The 19833-nt window shown below is 69.3% G+C and carries 11 protein-coding genes; 7 read left to right on the plus strand and 4 right to left on the minus strand.

The genetic code is table 11. The features are described 5' to 3' along the window. Nucleotides 1-44: 44 nt before the first annotated feature. Genes V8201_RS07390 through V8201_RS07400 form a run of 3 tightly spaced genes read right to left on the minus strand, consistent with a single transcriptional unit; the run spans nucleotide 45 to nucleotide 5771 of the window. Nucleotides 45-3314 carry an error-prone DNA polymerase gene (locus V8201_RS07390; RefSeq protein ID WP_336544870.1) on the minus strand — a complete coding sequence of 1090 codons (3270 nt, stop codon included), beginning with the start codon at nucleotides 3312-3314 and terminating at the stop codon, nucleotides 45-47. Beyond that, entirely contained in the window at nucleotides 3314-5095 is a 1782-nt protein-coding gene (locus tag V8201_RS07395) for a Y-family DNA polymerase (RefSeq protein ID WP_336544871.1), read from the minus strand. The genes V8201_RS07390 and V8201_RS07395 overlap by 1 nt, the downstream gene beginning before the upstream one ends. Further along, on the minus strand, nucleotides 5013-5771 hold the full coding sequence (locus V8201_RS07400; RefSeq protein ID WP_336544872.1) for an ImuA family protein: 759 nt from the start codon (nucleotides 5769-5771) through the stop codon (nucleotides 5013-5015). The genes V8201_RS07395 and V8201_RS07400 overlap by 83 nt, the downstream gene beginning before the upstream one ends. 448 nt (nucleotides 5772-6219) lie before the next feature. Here V8201_RS07400 and V8201_RS07405 point away from each other — a divergent pair, with 448 nt between their 5' ends. The 3 genes from V8201_RS07405 to V8201_RS07415 all read left to right on the plus strand — a co-directional run bounded on the left by V8201_RS07405 (nucleotide 6220) and on the right by V8201_RS07415 (nucleotide 11534). Beyond that, nucleotides 6220-6891 carry a DUF6445 family protein gene (locus V8201_RS07405; protein WP_336544873.1) on the plus strand — a complete coding sequence of 224 codons (672 nt, stop codon included), beginning with the start codon at nucleotides 6220-6222 and terminating at the stop codon, nucleotides 6889-6891. A gap of 206 nt (nucleotides 6892-7097) precedes the next feature. After that, nucleotides 7098-9965 carry a TonB-dependent receptor gene (locus tag V8201_RS07410; RefSeq protein WP_336544922.1) on the plus strand — a complete coding sequence of 956 codons (2868 nt, stop codon included), beginning with the start codon at nucleotides 7098-7100 and terminating at the stop codon, nucleotides 9963-9965. A 63-nt stretch (nucleotides 9966-10028) separates the two neighbouring features. Further along, complete coding sequence (locus tag V8201_RS07415) at nucleotides 10029-11534, plus strand: tryptophan halogenase family protein (RefSeq protein ID WP_336544874.1); 1506 nt, start codon at nucleotides 10029-10031, stop codon at nucleotides 11532-11534. A gap of 10 nt (nucleotides 11535-11544) precedes the next feature. On the opposite strand, the gene V8201_RS07420 is transcribed toward V8201_RS07415, so the two are convergent. Further along, nucleotides 11545-12594 carry a LacI family DNA-binding transcriptional regulator gene (locus V8201_RS07420; RefSeq protein WP_271300613.1) on the minus strand — a complete coding sequence of 350 codons (1050 nt, stop codon included), beginning with the start codon at nucleotides 12592-12594 and terminating at the stop codon, nucleotides 11545-11547. 146 nt (nucleotides 12595-12740) lie between these two features. Between V8201_RS07420 and V8201_RS07425 the strand changes: the two genes are divergently transcribed. From V8201_RS07425 to V8201_RS07440, 4 genes are read left to right on the plus strand one after another with little or no spacing between them, the layout of a single operon-like run. Continuing rightward, nucleotides 12741-14582 carry an alpha-amylase family glycosyl hydrolase gene (locus V8201_RS07425; RefSeq protein WP_336544875.1) on the plus strand — a complete coding sequence of 614 codons (1842 nt, stop codon included), beginning with the start codon at nucleotides 12741-12743 and terminating at the stop codon, nucleotides 14580-14582. Further along, nucleotides 14579-16201: an alpha-glucosidase gene (locus V8201_RS07430; RefSeq protein WP_037531042.1), complete on the plus strand. Its 1623-nt coding sequence runs from the start codon at nucleotides 14579-14581 to the stop codon at nucleotides 16199-16201. The genes V8201_RS07425 and V8201_RS07430 overlap by 4 nt, the downstream gene beginning before the upstream one ends. Next, nucleotides 16198-18288 (plus strand): glycoside hydrolase family 97 protein, encoded by a 2091-nt coding sequence (locus V8201_RS07435; RefSeq protein ID WP_336544876.1) that lies wholly within the window; start codon nucleotides 16198-16200, stop codon nucleotides 18286-18288. Before V8201_RS07430 ends, V8201_RS07435 begins: the two co-directional genes overlap by 4 nt. A 2-nt stretch (nucleotides 18289-18290) precedes the next feature. Next, on the plus strand, nucleotides 18291-19793 hold the full coding sequence (locus V8201_RS07440) for an MFS transporter (protein ID WP_336544923.1): 1503 nt from the start codon (nucleotides 18291-18293) through the stop codon (nucleotides 19791-19793). Nucleotides 19794-19833: the final 40 nt, after the last annotated feature.

The following is a 19833-nucleotide window of genomic DNA, read 5'->3' on the forward strand; positions in this document are numbered from 1 at the left end:
GTTCCTCGAAAGTGGTTGGTCGCGGCTGTGGCCTGCAACGGCGGTCAGTGGAAGTCCCGCGACTTGACGCGCACCACCGCTTCCGGATCCATGCCGTCGGCATGCGGCGGCCAATAGCTGTCGCGCGGACCCGGGCGCCAGCCGGCATCGCCCCGATCGGGGGCACCGGAATGGCGCGCACCGTCGCCGCGGCCGGTGGCGTGCGGAAAGTCCATCTGGCCGACCTGCGCGAGCAGGCCGCCATGGTCGACGATCCGGTCGCATATGACGTGGATCACCTGCCCCTCCTTCTGCACCCGGCCCTTCATGCCGATCATCGCCGCCGACATGACGGTGCGGCGCTGCGCCTCGAACCGGTCAGGCCAGAGGATGCCGTTGGCGATGCCCGTCTCGTCCTCGATGGTGATGAACAGCACGCCCTTGGCGCTGCCCGGCTTCTGGCGGACGAGGATGATCCCGGCGACCTCGACGAAGCGGCCGTCCTTGATGGTGGCGAGATCGGCGCAGCGGGTGATGCCGCGGCGGGTCAGCTCGTCGCGCAGGAAGGCGAGCGGATGCGCGCGCAGCGAGAGTTGCAGCGCGCGATAATCCTCCACCACCTCGCGCCCGTCCGACAGCGGGCGCAGCGACACGTCGGGTTCGAGTCCCTCCGGGCTGAACGCGGCGTCGCGCGCATCGGCGGCGGCGAACAGCGGCAGCGGCGCGTCGCCCAGGCCCTTCACCTTCCACAATCCCTGGCGACGGTCCGCGCCGAAGCCGTGGAAGGCATCCGCCTCCGCCAGCCGCTCGATCGCCGCGCGCGGCACGCCGGCGCGGCGCCACACTTCCTCGACCGAGCCGAAGGGCGTGTCGCCGCGCGCCGCGACGATCGCGGCGCCATGCGCATTGGCGAGCCCGCGCACCTGGCGCAGGCCGAGCCGCACCGCCAGATACCGGCCGCGCGTCGGCTCGAGCGTACAGTCCCAGCGGCTGGCGTTGATGCAGGCGGGACGGACCTCGACGCCATGGTCGCGCGCATCGCGGACCACCTGCGCCGGCGCGTAGAAGCCCATCGGCTGCGCGTTGAGGAGGGCGGCGCAGAACACGTCCGGGTGGTGATGCTTCATCCAGCAGGAGGCATAGGCGATCTTGGCGAAGGAGGCGGCGTGGCTTTCCGGGAAGCCGTAGGAGCCGAAGCCCTCGATCTGCTTGAACGTCCGTTCGGCGAAGTCGCGGGGATAGCCGCGCGACACCATCCCTTCGACGAGCTTGTCGTAGAAGTGGCTGACCCCGCCGGTGAATTTGAACGTCGCCATGGCGCGGCGCAGCTGGTCGGCTTCGGCGGCGGTAAAGCCCGCGCCGACGATCGCGACCTTCATCGCCTGTTCCTGGAACAGCGGCACGCCGAGCGTCTTCTCCAGCACCGCGCGCAGCTCCGGGCGGGGATAGTCGGGCGTCTCGCGCCCTTCGCGGCGGCGCAGATAGGGGTGGACCATGTCGCCCTGGATCGGGCCCGGGCGGACGATCGCCACTTCGATGACGAGGTCGTAGAAGCGCGTCGGCTTCATCCGCGGCAGCATGCTCATCTGCGCTCTGGACTCGATCTGGAAGGTGCCGAGCGTGTCGGCCTTCTGGATCATCGCATAGACGTCGGGATCGTCGTCCTGCAGGTCGGCCATGCCGACCGCCACGCCCTTCGTCTCGGCGAGCAAGTGGAAGGCGCGGTTCATGCAGCCGAGCATGCCGAGGCCGAGCACGTCGACCTTCATGAACTTGAGCGCGTCGATATCGTCCTTGTCCCATTCGATCACCTGCCGGTCGACCATCGCGGCGGGCTCGATCGGCACGAGATCGTCGAGCCGGTCATGGGTCAGCACGAAGCCGCCGGGATGCTGCGACAGATGGCGCGGCACGCCGATCAGCTGGCGCGCGAGGTCGAGCGCGAGGCGCAGCCGCCGGTCGTTCATGTTGAGGTTGAGCTGCGCGACCTGCTTCTCGCCGACGCCTTCCTGGCTCCAGCCCCAGATCAGCCCGGCGAGCGCCTTGGTCAGGTCCTCCGGCAGGCCGAGCGCCTTGCCGACCTCGCGCATCGCGCCGCGCGCGCGATAGCGGGTGACCACCGCGGTCAGTGCCGCATGGTTGCGGCCATAGGTCTCATAGATCCACTGGATGATCTCCTCGCGCCGCTCATGCTCGAAATCGACGTCGATATCGGGCGGTTCGCGCCGCTCGCCGGAGATGAAGCGTTCGAACAAGAGCTCGTGGCGGATCGGGTCGATGCTGGTGATGCCGAGCACGAAGCAGACGCAACTGTTCGCCGCCGATCCGCGCCCCTGGCACAGGATGCCGCGCCGCCGGCTTTCGGCGACGATGCTGTTGACGGTGAGGAAATAGGGCGCGTAGCCGAGCTCGGCGATCAGCCGCAGCTCATGGTCGATCTGCGCGCGATAGGCCTGCGGCAGGCCGTCGGGGAACATCCGCGCCGCGGCCGCCTCGGTCAGCTGTTCGAGCGCGCCCTGCGCGGTCAGCCCGGCGACGACGCGCTCGTGCGGGTATTGGTAGCTGAGCTCGCCGAGATCGAAGGTGCAGCGGCGGGCGATGTCGGCGGTGGCGGCGATCGCCGCGGGGAAGGCGGCGAAGCGGCGTTCCATCTCCGCCGGCGACTTGAGGTGCCGGTCGGCGTGGCGCTCGCGCCGGTAGCCCAATGTATCGACGGTGCATTTCTCGCGGATCGCGGTGACCACGTCCTGCAGCAGCCGCGCCTCGGGCGCATGATAGAGGATGTCGCCGACCGCAACGGTGGCGACGCGTGCGGCGGCGGCGAGCGCGGCGAGATCGTGCAGCCGCAGCGCATCGTCGGGGCGGCGGCGGAAGGCGAGGCCGCAATAGCCGCGGTCGGCGAAGACCGCGCCGAGGTCGGCGAGATGCGCGGCGGCGATGGCATCGGCCGCATCGGGCAGCAGGATCGCGACCAGCCCCTCGCTCCACGCGACGACATCCGCCCAGCCGAGCGTGCAGCCGCCCTTGCCGGCGCGCGCCTTGCCGATCGTCAGCAGCCGGGTCAGCCGCGACCAGGCGGGCTTGTCGATCGGGTAGAGCAAGAGCGCGCGGTCGTCGTCGAGGTCGACGCGGGCGCCGGCGATCATCCGCACGGCGGTCGCCTTCTGCGCCTCCCAGCCGCGGACCAGCCCGGCGACGCTGCCGCGATCGACGATGCCGAGCGCGGTGTGGCCTTGCAGCGCGGCGGCGGCGAACAGCTCGTCGGGGGAAGAGGCGCCGCGCAGGAACGAGAAATGGCTCGTCACCTGAAGCTCGACATAGGTGGTGGCGGCCATCAGCCGAACAGCCCGTGCAGATACCAGCTGAGATCGCCGGTCGCCGCATCGACGCCGTCGCCGCGGCGGAACAGCCAGAAGCGCGCGCCCTGCTCGTCCTCGACGCGGAAATAGTCGCGCACCGCCCAGATCTCGCCGTCGCGCCGCCACCATTCGCCGTGGATCCGTTCGGGGCCGTCGCCGGCGACCACCGCATGGACCTTGCCGCGCCAGGTGAAGCGGCGCGGCGGCGCATCGGGCAGCAAGGCGAGCACCGCGTGAAGCGGCTCGGGCCGGCTGAGCAGCCGCACCGGCCGCCGCCACGCCGGCCAGCCGGTCGGCGCGGCGAGCGCGTCGGTGCGGCGGACGGCGCGTTCGGGCACGTCGCTCTCGACCGGCGCAGCGGTGAACAGCGCCGCCTCGCCGACCCGCCCGGCGATCTGGTCGACCAGGGTCGCGACATCGGCGACCGGTTCGTCGCCGGCGAGCCGCGCGGCGAGCGCGGTCGCGCCCAGCGGATCGCTATGCGGCGCGGCGAGGCGCATCGTCTCGATCCCGTCGCCCGGCTCGATCCGCTCGATGCGCAGGTGGAACAGGCGGGCGAGATGCGCGGCGTCGCGTGTCGCGCGGGCGGTGCCGATCGCGATCCGCTGCGCGCTGCCGTCGATCCGCTCGAGCGTCAGCACCAGCGTCCGCGCGCCGCGGCCGCGTTGGCGCAGCAGCGGGATCATGTCGGCGAGCAGGTCGCCGATCACCTGTTCGATCGCCTCGGCGGTGGCGATCGGTTCGAGCAGGCGGCGCACCGTCTCCGGGGTCTCTTGCGGCACCACCGCGACGATCGGTTCGGCGACGCGGCCCAGCGCCTCGTCGAGCCGCCGGACGCTGGCGAGACCGAGCCGACGCGCGAGCGGCCCGCGCGGCAGCGGCAGCAGATCGGCGATGCGATCGAGCCCGAAGCGCTGTGCGGCGGCGAGCGCGGATGGCGCCAGGCGCAGCGCGGCGGGGGGCAAAGCGGCCAGCGCCTGCGCCTCGCCGCCGCTGGCGATCCGCATCAGCGGCTCATGGCCATAGCGGGCGAGCGCATGCGCCGCGCCCGGCGTCCCGGCGATGCCGACGCGCGCGCTATAGCCGAAGCGGCGGCAGAAGCGGATCAGCCGCGCGCCGAACCGCGCCTCGCCGCCGTGGAGATGCGCGACGCCGGTGAGATCGAGCCAGATCCCGTCGGCCTCGCCCGCGGCGGTCGGCGTCCAGTGACGAATCGCGTGGAGGACGAGGCCGTCGATCACCGCCCGGTCGGCGGCGGGATCGGCGGCGCGGACGTCGAGCGTCGCGACCAGGGCGCGCGCCTGCGTCACCGCCATGCCCGGCGTCAGCCCGAGCGCCTGCGCGGCGGGGCAGGCGGCGGCGATCAGCTGGCGCTGCCCGATCGTCTCGGCGAGAATCAGCGGGACGGCATGCGCCGCCGCGGCGACGGGGCGCGCCTGACCCGGCGGGGCGGGGAGGGGGCGTTTGAACGGATGGTCCGCCGCCTCCGACCGGCGGCCGAGTTCGCGCATCGTCGGCTGCTGGTGGAGCGGCAGCGTCGCCGTCTCCTCGACGATCGCGGCGCGTGCATCCGCGTCACGCGCCCAGCGTGCGCCGGGACGCCAGCCGCCGCCCCGCGGCACCGAACAGGCGCCGGGGTCGTCGTCGACCGGAAGCTGCGGCGTGCGTTGCGGTTCAGGCAGCGCGCGCGGTCGCTCGATCCGCCGCAACCGCTCGATCGCGAGGTGCGGCAGGTAGAGCGAGGCGACCCGTGGCATCGCATGCCTCCAGTTCGAGGGTGAAGCCGGGCCCGCCGCGCTGGCGGGCGAGTTCGACGGTCCAGCGCGGCCGGCCGACGCCCGGCGCGGGCAGCCGCGCCGAGGGCGCGCAGGCGATCCGCCAGCGCGTCATCGCCGCGGACAGGTCGCTGAGCGGATCGACGCCCTGCCGCCGCCAGCGCCGCGACAGCAGCGCCGGCGCGCCGCCGCTCATCGCCGCGAGCTGGAGCCGGCGGGTGGCGACCATGTCGGCGCGCTTGACCTCGCCGACCACCGCGGCGAGACCGCCGTGGCGCAAGCCGTCCTCCATCACCGCGAGCACGTCCTTGTCGTCGCGCGCCTCGACGAACAACAGGGTCGCCGGGTCGAGCCCCGCCTGTTCGAGCCCCGGCGCGTAGAGATCGAAGCGGGTCAGCGCCCACAAGACCCGCCGACCGTTCGCCGCCGCGGCGCGCGCGGCGACGCCGACGGCGAACAAGGTCGCGGCGGCATCGTCGCTCAGCGTCGGCGTCGCCGGCGACACCTCGTGCAGCCCGCCGAGCGCCAGCCCATGGTCGGCGATGCGCGCATCGAGCGCGTCGACCCCGAACGGCAGCACCCCGCCCACCACCGGACGCACCGCTGCCAAGGCACGCAGATGGCTGAGGGAGGCGGGCGAGGGAGCGGGAGCGGACATGCGGATTCGACTCATTTGTTCGCCTTATGTTCCAGTACTATGAACAAAGGGTCAAGGCTTGGAATCGAACCGATGCACCGGGTTGGGACGGCCACGGGCGAGTCGCGCCGCGGTCTTGGGCGAGTCGCCGGCGGCTGATTTTTTATCGTAGCCGGTGCGATTGGATCGCTTCACGAGCCGACCGCGGCAGCCGCTGTGGAAGCACTCAGCTCGCCGCCATGACCATATTGCCGCGCAGGCGGGAAGCCGGTGGCCAGGCAGAACAACCGCCCGCGGCAAAGGGAGACCTCGGCTCCCGGTTGCGCGGGAGCATTGGTAGGGCGTGCCCCAGGGGCGGCCGCACAGGCGCAGCCATCGTACCGTGCGGTTCTCCGATTCCCCATCTCCCCAACGGCTTGGCGAGGCCCTCCCCATTGTCTTTGGCCGCGCCATCATCGAAGAGGCGCGCATGGCGTGGACAGTATCGATCGAACATCATGGCGCCGAGGCGCAGCCGGTGGTGGTGATCGACGGGTTCGCCGATGCCGAACGGTTCCGCGACGATGCCGCCTTCCTGTCGTTCGCGCCGATCGGGCCGCATTATCCCGGCATCCGCGCACCCGTCGCGCCGCGGCTGTTGCGCGATCTGCTGGCGCGGCTCGAGCCGGTCGCGCGCGCGGCGTTCGGGGTCGGCAGGCTGACGATCGCCGATGCCTTCTATTCGATCGTGACGACGCCGCCCGCCGCGCTCACCCCGATCCAGCGGCTGCCGCATTTCGACGAACTGTCGCCGCGCCGCCTCGCGCTGCTCCATTATCTGTCCCCGGACGAGCGCAGCGGCACCGCTTTCTACCGGCATCGCACCACCGGCTTCGAGTCGATCGATGCGGCGCGGATCGGCGCCTATCGCACTGCGCTCGATGCCGATCTCGCCCGCCACGGCCTGCCGGAGGCGGGCTATATCGCCGGCGACACGCCGGTGTTCGAGCGGCTCGCGGTGCATCAGGGACGGTTCAACCGCGCCATCCTCTATCGTTCGAACACGCTGCACTGCGCGGATCTGCCTGTCGATCTGGCGCTGCACGCCGATCCGGCCCGCGGGCGGCTGACCGTCAACACCTTCCTCGACGCGACCGGATGACACATTGCGTGGCAGGAAAACCACGCCGCTAACCCTCTGCCGTGAATACGTATGTGGCCAACTTGGCTGTTTCTCCCCCCGCGTTCACAAGCCGGACACACAGTCAGCTGATCATCCGCGATGGAGCGGGTGGGGGCATGACGCCATCAGGGGGAGGATTCTTCGTGTCCCAGACCGACATCAATTCCGCACGTCGCACCCGCGCGATGCTGCGTTCGACCACCGTCACCATCGCCAGCGTGCTGCTGGTCACCGGCGGGGCCGCCTTCGCGCAGGAAGCGCCCAATCCGCAGTCGCCGACCGCCAATCCGCCCGCCGCCGCGACCGCGCAATCGCCCGCGCCCGCCGCCGAGCCGACCCCCAATCAGGACGCCGCGCAGACGCAGACCGCCGAGAACGCCACCGCCGACAACGACATCGTCGTCACCGGCATCCGCGCCAGCCTGGCCAATTCCGCCAAGATCAAGCGCGATTCGACGCTGATCGTCGACAGCGTCTCGGCCGAGGACGTCGGCAAGCTGCCCGACGTGTCGATCGCCGACAGCCTCGCGCGCCTGCCCGGCGTCACCGCGCAGCGGCTCGAAGGCCGCGACCAGCGCCTGTCGATCCGTGGCCTCGGCCCCGATTTCTCCACCACCCTGCTCAACGGCCGCGAACAGGTGACGGTCGGCGACAACCGCGGCGTCGAATATGACCAATATCCGTCGGAGTTCTTCCGCAACGTCAACGTCTACAAATCGGCCGACGCATCGCTGATCGCCGCCGGCATCTCGGGCACGGTCGACCTGCGCATGCTGCGCCCGCTCGAACAGCGCGGCCGCGTCTTCGCGATCAACGCGCGCGGGCAGATGAACGGCATCGACAACCTCAACCCCGATTCGTCGCGCTACGGCTATCGCGCGTCGGCGACCTATATCGACAAATTCGCCAACGATACGCTCGGCATCGCGATCGGCGTGTCGGGGACGCAGACGCCGTCGCAGGACGAGCGCTACAACGCCTGGGGCTATTCGGGCAGCGGCACCGCCGCCGATCCCTATGTGCTGGGCGGCGCCAAGCCCTATGTCCAGTCGAACGAGCTCAAGCGCTATGGCGCGGTCGGCACGATCGAATGGCAGCCGTCGGACACGTTCCATTCGACGTTCGACGCGCTCTATTCCGACTTCCAGGAAACGCAGCATCTGCGCGGCATCGAATTCCCGCTCGGCTTCTCCGATCCGACCAAGAGCGGCATCACCGTCGACAACGGCTTCGCCACGACGACGACCTTCACCAACGTCTATGCGGTGCAGCGCAACGACTATAACCAGCGCAAGGCGAAGAACCTGTCGCTCGGCTGGAACAACGATTTCAAGATCGCCGACCGGCTGCACTTCAACGTCGATGCGAGCTGGAGCCGCGCGACGCGCACCGACTTCCTGCTCGAGACCAACACCGGCACCGGCTTCGCCAAGAGCGGCGCCGCCGATACCGTCACCGTGACGCAGAACGGCAACGGCACCTACCGGATCGTGCCGACGCTCGATTACACCAACACCAACGTGCTCAAGCTGACCGACCCGCAGGGCTGGGGCAACAACGGCACGCAGCAGGTCGTCCAGTCGGGCTTCCTCAACCGGCCGAGCTTCAAGGACGATCTCAAGTCGCTGCGCGCCAGCCTCAACGGCGAGTTCGACGGCAGCCTGGTGCGCGGCTGGGAAGTCGGCGGCAATTACAGCCGCCGCGAGAAGACCAGCGCCTATACCTCCTACTTCCTCTGCCCGAAGGGGACGGGGACGGGCTGCACGCTCGCCAGCGGCACGCCGACCAGCGCGACGGTGCCCAGCGAGGCGCTGCTCGGCACCAATATCCCGCTGACCTATCTCGGCATCCCGGCGATGCTGACCTACGATCCGCTCTACGTCTACAACAACAGCTTCGCCTCGGCCTATGACAACCGCCCGTCGGCGCTGGTCCGCGACAATCGCGTCATCGAGAACGTCTACACCGGCTATGCCAAGCTGACGCTCGACGGCGACCTCGGCGGCAAGGCGGTCAAGGGCGCGCTCGGCGTGCAGGTGGTCCATTCGCAGCAGCGTTCGGTCGGCCAGATCGCCAGTGTCGTCACCGGCAACGTCACCATCGCTCCGGCGGACGAGCGCGTCACCTATACCAACGTGCTGCCCTCGGCGACCTTCTCGGTCGAGCTGATCGACAACGGTTACGTCAAGCTCGGTGCGTCGCAGACGATGGTGCGTCCGCGCCTCGACCAGGAGCGCGTCACGCAGGACGTCGCGATCAACCTCACGAATATCGGTCGTACGCCGGCCGGCCTCTATCCGGTCTTCTCCTCGACCGGCGGCAACGTCGCGCTGCGCCCCTATCAGTCGACCAACATCGACATGTCGTTCGAGAAATATTTCGACGCCGGCGGCTATGTCGCGCTGTCGGGCTATTTCAAGCACCTCACCGATTTCGTCGATCCGAACAACAGCTATGCCTATGACTTCACCGCGTTGCTGCCGGCGCTGACCGCGGCGCAGCAGGCGCAGGTGATCGCCGCGGGCCAGACAACCGGCGTGGTGTCGGCGCCGGCCAATACCGGTCGCGGCGAAGTGCTCGGCGTGGAGGCGACGGTGTCGCTGCCGTTCAAGGCGCTGACCAGCGCGCTCGACGGCTTCGGCATCTTCGCGAGCGGCAACTACACCCAGTCGACGATCAAGTTCGCGAGCAACCCGACGCAGGCGATCACGCTGCCCGGCCTGTCGAAATGGACCGGCAGCGGCACGATCTACTTCGAGAAATGGGGCTTCCAGGCACGCGCCAACTATCGCTACCGGTCGGACTTCCTCGCCGAGGTGGCGGGTCTGTCGGCGACGCCGACCTATCGCACCGCCAAGTCGGAAGGCATCCTCGACGCGCAGATCGGCTATGAATTCCAGGAGGGCTTCCTCAAGGGCTTCTCGATCCTCGCGCAGGCGAAGAACCTGACCGACCGGCCGTTCATCACCTATCAGAACGACGATCCGCGGCAGGTGATCGACTATCAGCGCTATGGCCGCGATTATTATATCGGCGTCACCTACAAGTTCTGATCCCCAGGGGCGGCGGCGTGCAATCCCCTTCGCACGCCGCCGTTTGATCGCGGAGCGCACCCGATGACCGAGCCACCCGTCACCACCATCGTCATCGCCGGCGGCGGCACGGCGGGCTGGATGGCCGCGGCGGCGCTCGGCCATCTGCTCGAGGACGGTTATCGCATCCATCTGGTCGAGTCGGAGGCGATCGGCACCGTCGGCGTCGGCGAGGCGACCATCCCGCAGATCCGGCTGTTCAACCAGGCGCTCGGGCTCGACGAGGATGCGTTCCTGCGTGCGACCGGCGGCACCTTCAAGCTCGGCATCGCCTTCGACGGCTGGGGCGCGCCGGACGAGAGCTATATGCACGGCTTCGGCGATGTCGGCCGCGACGTCGGGCTGATCGCCTTCCAGCATTATTGGCTGCGCGCGCGCCGGCTCGGGCTGGCCGGGCCGCTCGACGGATACAATCTCAACACGATCGCGGCGCGGGCCGGGCGGATGCATCGCGGCGATCCGCTGACCGCGGCGACGATCCCGGCGATGCCCTATGCCTTCCACTTCGATGCAGGCCTCTACGCCGCCTATCTGCGCCGCTTCGCCACCAACCGCGACGTCGAACGCAGCGAGGGGCGGATCGTCCGCGTCGAGCGGGACGGCGAGGGCGGCGATGTCACCGCGCTGCTGCTCGACAGCGGCGCGCGGATCGCCGGGGACCTGTTCATCGACTGCACCGGGTTTCGCGGGCTGTTGATCGAGGAAACGCTCGGCGCGGGCTATGAGGACTGGCGGCAGTGGCTGCCCTGCGACCGCGCGCTCGCGCTGCCGACCGAGGCGGCGGCGGCGCCCTTGCCCTATACGCGCGCGATCGCCAGCGCGGCCGGCTGGCAGTGGCGTATCCCGCTGCAGCATCGCACCGGCAACGGCTATGTCTATTCGAGCGCGTTCACCAGCGACGAAGACGCCGCGGCAACGCTGACCGGCACGGTCGAGGGCGCGCCGCTCGGCGATCCGCGGCCGCTGCGCTTCGTCACCGGGCGGCGCAAGCAGGCGTGGCAGCGCAACGTCGTCGCGATCGGGCTGGCGAGCGGTTTCCTCGAGCCGCTCGAATCGACCAGCATCCACCTCATCCAGTCGGCGATCGCGCGGCTGGTCAAGCTGCTGCCGGCGCTGCCCGTCGCCGCGGCGCTGCGCGACGAATACAATCGCCAGACCGCCTTCGAGATCGAGCGGATCCGCGACTTCCTCATCCTCCATTATTGGGCGAACGGGCGGAGCGAGCCCTTCTGGCAGGCGTGCCGCGCGATGGCGCTCCCCGACAGCCTGCGCGCGCGGATCGCCTTGTGGCAGGAGGCGGGGGTGATCGTGCGCGAGGCGGACGAACTGTTCACCGAGGACGGCTGGCTCCAGGTGCTCGCCGGGCAGGGGGTGGCGGCCGGGGCGCATCATCCGCTCGCCGACCGGATCGCGCCGCAGGACCTGGGCGATTATATGGAGACGCTCGACCTGCTCTACCGCCGCGAGGCGGGGGCGATGCCGCGCCACGCCGATTATGTCGCCCGCCATTGCGCGATGCCGGCGCGATGAGCGCGTCGGCTCAGGTCGAGCCGCGCACGATCAGCCGCGGTTGCAGCAAGGCGGTGTCGGTCGGCTCTTCGGCGATGCGGCGCAGCAACGTGTCGACCAGCACCTCACCGGCCTTGCGGTAATCCTGCGCGATCGTGGTGAGCGGCGGCTGCGTCGTCGCCGCGGCGGGAATGTCGTCGAAGCCGATGATCGCGACATCCTCCGGCACGCGCCGCCCCGCCTCGGCGAGCGCGCGCACCGCGCCGAGCGCGATGATGTCGGAGGCGGCGAACAGCGCATCGAACGGGATGTCGCGGGCGAGCAGCCGGCGCGTCGCATCATAGCCCGATTGCTCGACCGACAGCGCATCGACGTGCAGGCCGGGATCGACCGACTGCCCCGCCTCGCGCAGCGCCGCGCACAGGCCGCGATAGCGGTCGCGGAATTCGGGATAGTGATCGTCGGCGTCGCCGATGAAGCCGATCCGCCGTCGGCCGCGGCCGAGCAGGTGCGTTCCCGCCATCCGCCCGCCGGCGATATTGTCGCAGCCGATCGTCGCGCCGCCGGCATCGGTGTCGACCGAGCCCCAGCGGACGAAATGCGTGCCCTGCGCGACCAGTGCCGCAAGCCGCGCCTTGTAGAGCTCATAGTCGCCATAGCCGAGCAGGATGATCCCGTCCGCCTTGCGGCTGTCCTCATAATCGGTGTGCCAGTCGGCGGAGAGCTGCTGGAACGAGCTGAGCAGGTCATAGCCGCGCGCCGCGCAGGTGCGCAGGATCGATCCCAGCATCGACAGGAAGAAGGGGTTGATGAAGCTGCCGTCGTCGAGCGGGTCCTCGAAGAACAGCAGCGCCAGCGTCATGCTCTGGCCGCGGCGCAGCGACGAGGCGTTCTTGTCGACCTTGTAATTGAGCTGGCGCGCGATCGCCTCGATCCGCATCCGGGTGGCGGCGCTGACGGTACGGTCGCCGCGCAGCGCCCGGCTGACCGTCGGCTGCGAGACGCCGGCGCGCGCGGCGATGTCGAACGAGGTCGGCTTGTCGTTCGCGCCCGCGCCCCGTCCTCTGCCTTTCACCGTCATCGTCCGGCTTTACCGCAGCCCGGGCCGTGGCGAAAGCGGTCGTGAATACGTATGCCCTATGCTTGGCTTGCTGCCGTAGCATCCGCACAACGGCGGCGGATGCGGCCGGCAATGGATCGGCGGCACGGCATTGGCCGGGGGGATGTATGCTGAAGTTCGCCACACGCACCGCGACGGCGCTCGCGCTGCTGATCGGTGCGCCGGCGGTGGCGGCACAGGCCGCGCCCGCTGCGTCCGCCGCCGACTATCGCGCCCGCCTGCCGCAGGACGAGGTGATCTACTTCCTCCTCCCCGACCGGTTCGACAATGGCGACCCGGCGAACGACCGCGGCGGGTTGAAGGGCGGTCCGCTCGTCACCGGCTTCGATCCCACCGCCAAGGGCTTCTACCACGGCGGCGATCTCAAGGGGCTGACGCGCCGGCTCGATTACATCCAGGCCTTGGGCGCGACCGCTCTGTGGGTCGGGCCGATCTTCAAGAACAAGCCTGTCCAGGGCAGTCCGGGCCAGCAATCGGCGGGCTATCACGGCTATTGGATCACCGACTTCACGCAGGTCGATCCGCATTTCGGCAGCAACGCCGATTTCGCCGCGCTCGTCACCGCGGCGCATGCGCGTGGGATGAAGGTCTATATGGACATCATAGTCAACCACACCGCCGACGTCATCCAGTATCGCGAATGCGTCGGTCAGCGCGACTGTCCGTATCGCAGCCGTGCGGACTATCCCTATCAGCGCCGGTTGGGTGTGGACGGCGCGCCGATCAATCCCGGCTTCGCCGGCGATACGGTGCACACCGAGGCGAATTTCGCCAAGCTGACGCGCAGCGACTATGCCTATACGCCCTTCGTCCCCGCCGCCGAGCGCGGCGTCAAGGTGCCGGCCTGGCTCAACGACGTGCGCTATTATCACAATCGCGGCGACACGACCTATCTCAACGAAAGCGCGACGATGGGCGATTTCGTCGGGCTCGACGATCTGATGACGGAGAACCCGCGTGTCGTCGCCGGGATGATCGACATCTTCGGCGACTGGATCGATCGCTACGGCATCGACGGGTTCCGCATCGACACCGCACGCCACGTCAATCCCGAATTCTGGGCGCAGTTCGTCCCGGCGATGCAGGCGCGTGCCAGGGCGAAGGGCATCCCCAACTTCCACATCTTCGGCGAGGTATCCGATCACGAGGTGCGGCCGGCGGTGCTGGCGCAGCATACCATCGTCGACAAGCTGCCTGCGGTGCTCGATTTCTCCTTCCGGCAGGCGGTGATCGACACGGTCGCCGGGCGCGCCGGCACCGATACGTTCGAAAAGCTGTTCGACGGCGACGCGCTCTACGCCAAGGGCTTCGACACCGCGGTGCAATTGCCGACCTTCACCGGCAATCACGACGACGGCCGCTTCGCCACCTTCGTCCGCAAGGCCTTTCCGCAGGCGGACGATGCCGAGGTGCTGGCGCGGGTGATGCTGTCCAATGCGATGCTGCTGACACTGCGCGGCGTGCCGACGATCTATTCGGGCGACGAACAGGGGTTCGTCAGCGACGGCAACGATCAGGATGCGCGCGAGGACATGTTCGCGAGCCGGGTCGCCGTCTACAACGACAACCGCCTGCTCGGCAGCAGCACGACCACCGCGACCGCGCATTTCGCCACCGACAATCCGCTGTTCCGCCAGACCGCGGCGCTCGCCCGACTGCGGCTGGCGACGCCGGCGCTGACCCGCGGCCGGCAGCAGCTGCGCGCGCGTGGCGAGACGCCGGGGCTGCTCGCCATCTCGCGCTTCGATCCGGTCAGCGGCGCGGAGGTGCTGCTCGCCTTCAACACCGACACCAGGCCGCTTACCCGGCAGGTCGAGGTCGGCACCACCGCGCGCGCCGCGACGACGCTCGCCGGCAGTGGCTGCGGCGCGGTCGCCGCGCCGGGCAGCCTGACCGTCACGCTTTCTCCCCTCGGCTATGCCGTCTGCGCCCTGAAGGCCCCGCAATGATCCCGACCGAAACCGCTGCCGAACGCCCGTGGTGGCACGGCGCGACGATCTACCAGATCTACCCCCGCAGCTTTGCCGATTCGAACGGCGACGGCATCGGCGACCTGCCCGGCATCACCGCGCATCTCGACCATGTCGCCAGCCTCGGGGTCGAGGCGATCTGGCTGTCGCCCTTCTTCCGCTCGCCGATGGCCGACTTCGGCTACGACGTCTCCGACTATTGCGACGTCGATCCGATCTTCGGCACGCTCGCCGACTTCGACGCGCTGGTCGCGCGCGCGCATCAGCTCGGCCTCAAGGTGATCGTCGATCAGGTCTGGGCGCATACCAGCGACCAGCATCCCTGGTTCGTCGAAAGCCGGGCGAGCCGCGACAATCCCAAGGCGGACTGGTACGTCTGGCGCGATCCGCAGCCGGAGGGGTCGCCGCCCAACAACTGGCAATCGGTGTTCGGCGGCCCGGCATGGACGTGGGACGCGCGCCGCGGCCAATATTACATGCACAATTTCCTCAAGGAGCAGCCGCAGGTCAACGGCCATCATCCCGAGGTGCAGCAGGCGTTCCTCGACATAGCGCGCTTCTGGCTGGAGCGCGGGGTCGACGGCTTCCGCATCGACGCGATCAACTTCTTCATGTTCGATCCCGCCCTGCGCGACAATCCGCCGGCGCCGCTCGACGACGGCATCCCGCGCACCCGGCCCTTCGACTATCAGCTGCACCGCTACAACCAGAGCCATGAGGCGATCCCCGCCTTCCTCGAACGCGTCCGCGCCCTGTTCGACAGCTATGACGCGCGCTTCACCGTCGCGGAGGTCGGCGGCGCCGACAGCGATCGCGAGATGAAGCTGTTCACCGCGGCGGGGCGGCGACTGCACAGCGCCTATGGCTTCGACTTCCTCTATGCGCCGACGATCACGCCGGCGACCGTCGCCGCGGCGATCGGCAAATGGCCCGAGCAGGACGGCGTCGGCTGGCCGAGCTGGGCTTTCGAGAATCACGACGCGCCGCGCGCCATCTCGCGCTGGGTCGCGCCCGAATCCGCGGCGGCGTTCGCGCGGATGAAGATGCTGCTGCTCGCCGCGCTGCGTGGCAATATCTTCCTCTATTATGGCGAGGAATTGGGGCTCACGCAGGTCGAGGTGCCGTTCGAGGCGCTGCGCGATCCCGAGGCGATCGCCAACTGGCCGCAGACGCTGTCGCGCGACGGCGCACGCACGCCGATGGCCTGGCGCAGCGATGCGGTGAACCTTGGCTTTTCGCAGGCGACGCCGTGGCTGCCGGTCGGGCCCGATCACGCCGCGCTCGCGGTCGATCGGCAGGAGCGCGATCCGCATGCGCTGCTCCACTGGACGCGCGACGTGCTGACCCTGCGCAAGGCGCATCCGGCGCTGCTCACCGGCGACATCCGCGTCGTCGCCGCCGAGCCGGCGATGCTCGCGATCGAGCGCCGCGCCGCCGACGAGACGATGCTGTGCGTGTTCAACCTCTCGCCCGAGCCGCAGCGCTGGGCGCCCGAGCAGCCCGATGCGTGGCGGCCGGTGATGGAGAGCGCGACGCAGGGGTGGCATTTTGACGGATATGGCGCAGTGATCGCCACCAAAACGGGAGAGACGGCATGAACTTCTATTCGATCGGCAGCGCGCTGGCGCTGGTGCTGGTCAGTCCGGCGGCGCGCGCGCAGACCGACGGCAATGCCGTCGCGCAGATCCCCACCGCCGCGGCCGCGCCGGCCGCCACCGCGACCTCGCCGGACGGATCTCTGGTCGTCGCGATCGCGCTCGATAACGACGGGCGCGCGACCTATGCCGTGACGCGCAAGGGCAAGCCGGTGCTCGCCGCCAGCAAGCTCGGCGTGATGTTCACTGATGCCCCGAAGATCGAGCGCAATCTCACGCTGATCGGCCAGAGCAAGGCGAGCGGCGACAGCAACTGGACGCAGCCGTTCGGCGAGTGGAAGACGATCCGCGACCGGCACAACGAACTGACGCTGCGCTTCCGGGAAAAGACCGGCCTGCAGCGCGAGATGGACGTGATCTTCCGCGTCTTCGACGACGGCATCGGCTTCCGTTACCGCTTTCCCGACCAGCCGCATCTGCATCAGGCGAACATCGCCGACGAGCTGACCGAATTCGCCTTCGCGCAAGGCGGCACCGCTTGGTGGAAGCCGGCCTATCAGTGGAACCGCGAGGAATATCTCTACAACAAGACGCCGCTCGATGCGGTCGGCACCGCGCAGACGGTGATGACGGTCAAGCTCGCCGACGGCACGCACGCCGCGGTGCACGAGGCGGCGCTGGTCGATTATGCCGCGATGAACCTCGCACGCAGCGAGGGCAACACGTTCAAGGCGTCGCTCACCCCCGGCGCCGGCGCGCCCAAGGTGGTGCGCACCGCGCCGTTCGATTCGCCGTGGCGGACGGTGATCCTGTCGGACGACGCGCCCGGCCTCTACATGAGCCACGTCGAACTGAACCTCAACGAGCCCAACAAGCTGGGCGACGTCAGCTGGATCAAGCCGGGCAAGTTCGTCGGCGTCTGGTGGAACATGATCAAGGGCGACTGGACCTGGGCGACCGGGCCGAAGCACGGCGCGACCACCGCCAACGTCAAGACCTACATCGACTTCGCCGCCGCCAACAAGATTCCGGGCGTGCTCGTCGAGGGCTGGAACGTCGGCTGGGACGGCGACTGGTTCGGCAATGGCAATGCCATGCAGTTCGACCAGCCGACCCCCGATTTCGACGCCGCCGAGCTCGCCCGCTACGCCAAGGCGAAGGGCGTCTATCTGATCGGTCATAACGAAACCGGCGGATCGGCGAGCCATTACGATTCGCAGCTCGACCGGGCGTTCAGCTACGCACGCGATCACGGCATCCCGGTGATCAAGACCGGCTATGTTACCGACGCCGGCCAGATCGAGCGCGTCGACGCCGACGGCACCAAGACGCGCGAATGGCACGAGGGCCAGTGGATGGCGAATCACTATCTGCGCGTCGTCCAGACCGCCGCCAAGTATAAGGTCGGCATCGACAGCCACGAGCCGATCAAGGACACCGGCCTGCGCCGCACCTATCCCAACTGGCTGGCGCGCGAAGGCGGCCGCGGCATGGAATATAACGCCTGGCCGGGCAAGAACCCGCCCAACCACGAAGCCAATATGTTCTTCACGCAATGGCTCGGCGGCCCGATGGACTTCACCCCCGGCGTGCTCAGCCTCGAAGGGTCGGGCGGCAGCCCGCTGCTGTCGACCGAGGCGAAGCAACTTGCGCTCTACGTGGTGATCTATTCGCCCGTCGTGATGGCGGCGGATACGCCCGAAAATTACGCCAAGCACATGGATGCCTTCCAGTTCATCCGCGACGTGCCGACCGACTGGTCCGACACGCGCGTGCTCAACGGCGAGGTCGGCGATTATGTCACCGTCGCGCGCAAGGACCGCGCGAGCGACGATTGGTATCTCGGCAGCATCACCAACGACACGGCCCGCACGCTCGACGTACCGCTCGACTTCCTCGACGCGGGGCGCAGCTATACGGCGGAGATCTACCGTGACGGTGCCGGCGCGGATTACCGCACCGACGCGCGGCATGCGATCGCGATCGAGAAGCGCACGGTGAAGAAGGGCGACCGGCTGAGCCTCGCGCTCGCGCCCGGCGGCGGACAGGCGATCCGCTTCGTCGCGAGCGGCAAGGCGCGGCGGCGGTGAGCCTGCGCCGCCCGCGGCAGAGCTGGGCCGGCCTCTGGAACATCTCGTTCGGATTCTTCGGCATCCAGGTCGGCTTCGCGTTGCAGAACGCCAATATGAGCCGGATCTTCCAGTCGCTCGGGACCAGTCTCGACGATCTGCCCGCGCTCTGGGTGGCGGCGCCGCTCACCGGTCTGCTGGTGCAGCCGGTGATCGGCCATCTCAGCGACCGGACATGGCTCGGTCGACTGGGGCGGCGGCGACCCTATTTCCTTGCCGGCGCAGTGCTGGCCGCGATCGCGCTGCTGCTGATGCCGGAGAGCCCCGGGCTGCTGATGGCGGCGCTGCTGCTGTGGCTGCTCGACGCGTCGCTCAACGTCTCGATGGAGCCGTTCCGTGCTTTCGTCGGCGACATGCTCGACAAGGATCAGCATGCCGCCGGCTATGCGGTGCAGACCGCCTTCATCGGCGCGGGCGCGGTGTTCGGCTCGATCTTCCCGTGGCTGCTCGAACAGGCGGGCGTGTCCAACATGGTGAGCGGGGGCGGCATCCCCGACACGGTGCGCTACGCCTTCTGGTTCGGCGGCGCGGCCCTGTTCCTCGCGGTGCTGTGGACGGTGTTGACGACGCGCGAGTACAGTCCGGCGGAGATGGCGCGCTTCGACGGCGACGCCGCCGCCGATGCCGAGGATCAGGCGCGGGTGACGCAGGCGCTCGCCCGCCGGCCGCTCGGCGGCAGCCTCGCCTGGATCGCGGCGGGAGCGCTGGTGATCGCCGGGGTCGCGCTGCTCGGGCTGGAGAAGGAGCTTTACCTGCTCGGCGCGCTGCTCGTCGCCTACGGCGTCGCCAGCATCGTCGCGATCCGGCGCGCGCGGGGCGGGCAGGCGGCCGACATGCTCGGCCATATCGTCGGCGATTTCGGCGGCATGCCGGTGCTGATGAAGCGGCTTGCGGTGGCGCAATTCTTCAGCTGGTCGGCGCTGTTCATCATGTGGATCAACACCACGCCGATCGTCGCGGGCGCCTTTTACGATGCGCCCGATGCCCGCAGCCCGCTCTACCAGGCGGCGGCCAATTGGGTCGACGTGCTGTTCGCGACCTATAACGGCATCGCCGCGGTGGCGGCGCTGACGCTGCTGCCCTTGCTCGCGCGCCGGATCGGGCAGGCGCGCACGCATATCGTCGGGCTGCTATGCGGCGCGGCGGGCTTTGCGAGCTTCTTCGTGGTGCGCGATCCGCACTGGCTGCTGGCGAGCGAGATCGGCATCGGCATCGCCTGGGCGTCGATCCTCGCCATGCCCTATGCGATCCTCGCCTCCAGCCTGCCGCAGCGCAAGCTCGGCATCTATATGGGGCTGTTCAACGTCTTCGTCGTCGTGCCGCAATTGCTGGTGGCGACGGTGATGGGGTCGATCACCAAGCATCTCTTCCCGCACGCCCCGATCTGGACGCTGGCCTTCGCGGCGGCGGCGCTGCTGATCGCCGCGGTGGCGATGACGCGGGTGGAACGCGCCCGCCTCGCCTGACGATGGGGATGCGCCGGGGGAGACCCGGCGCATCCGGTCG

The sequence above is a fragment of the Sphingomonas kyungheensis genome (assembly GCF_037120395.1).
Taxonomy (GTDB): Bacteria; Pseudomonadota; Alphaproteobacteria; order Sphingomonadales; family Sphingomonadaceae; genus Sphingomonas; species Sphingomonas kyungheensis.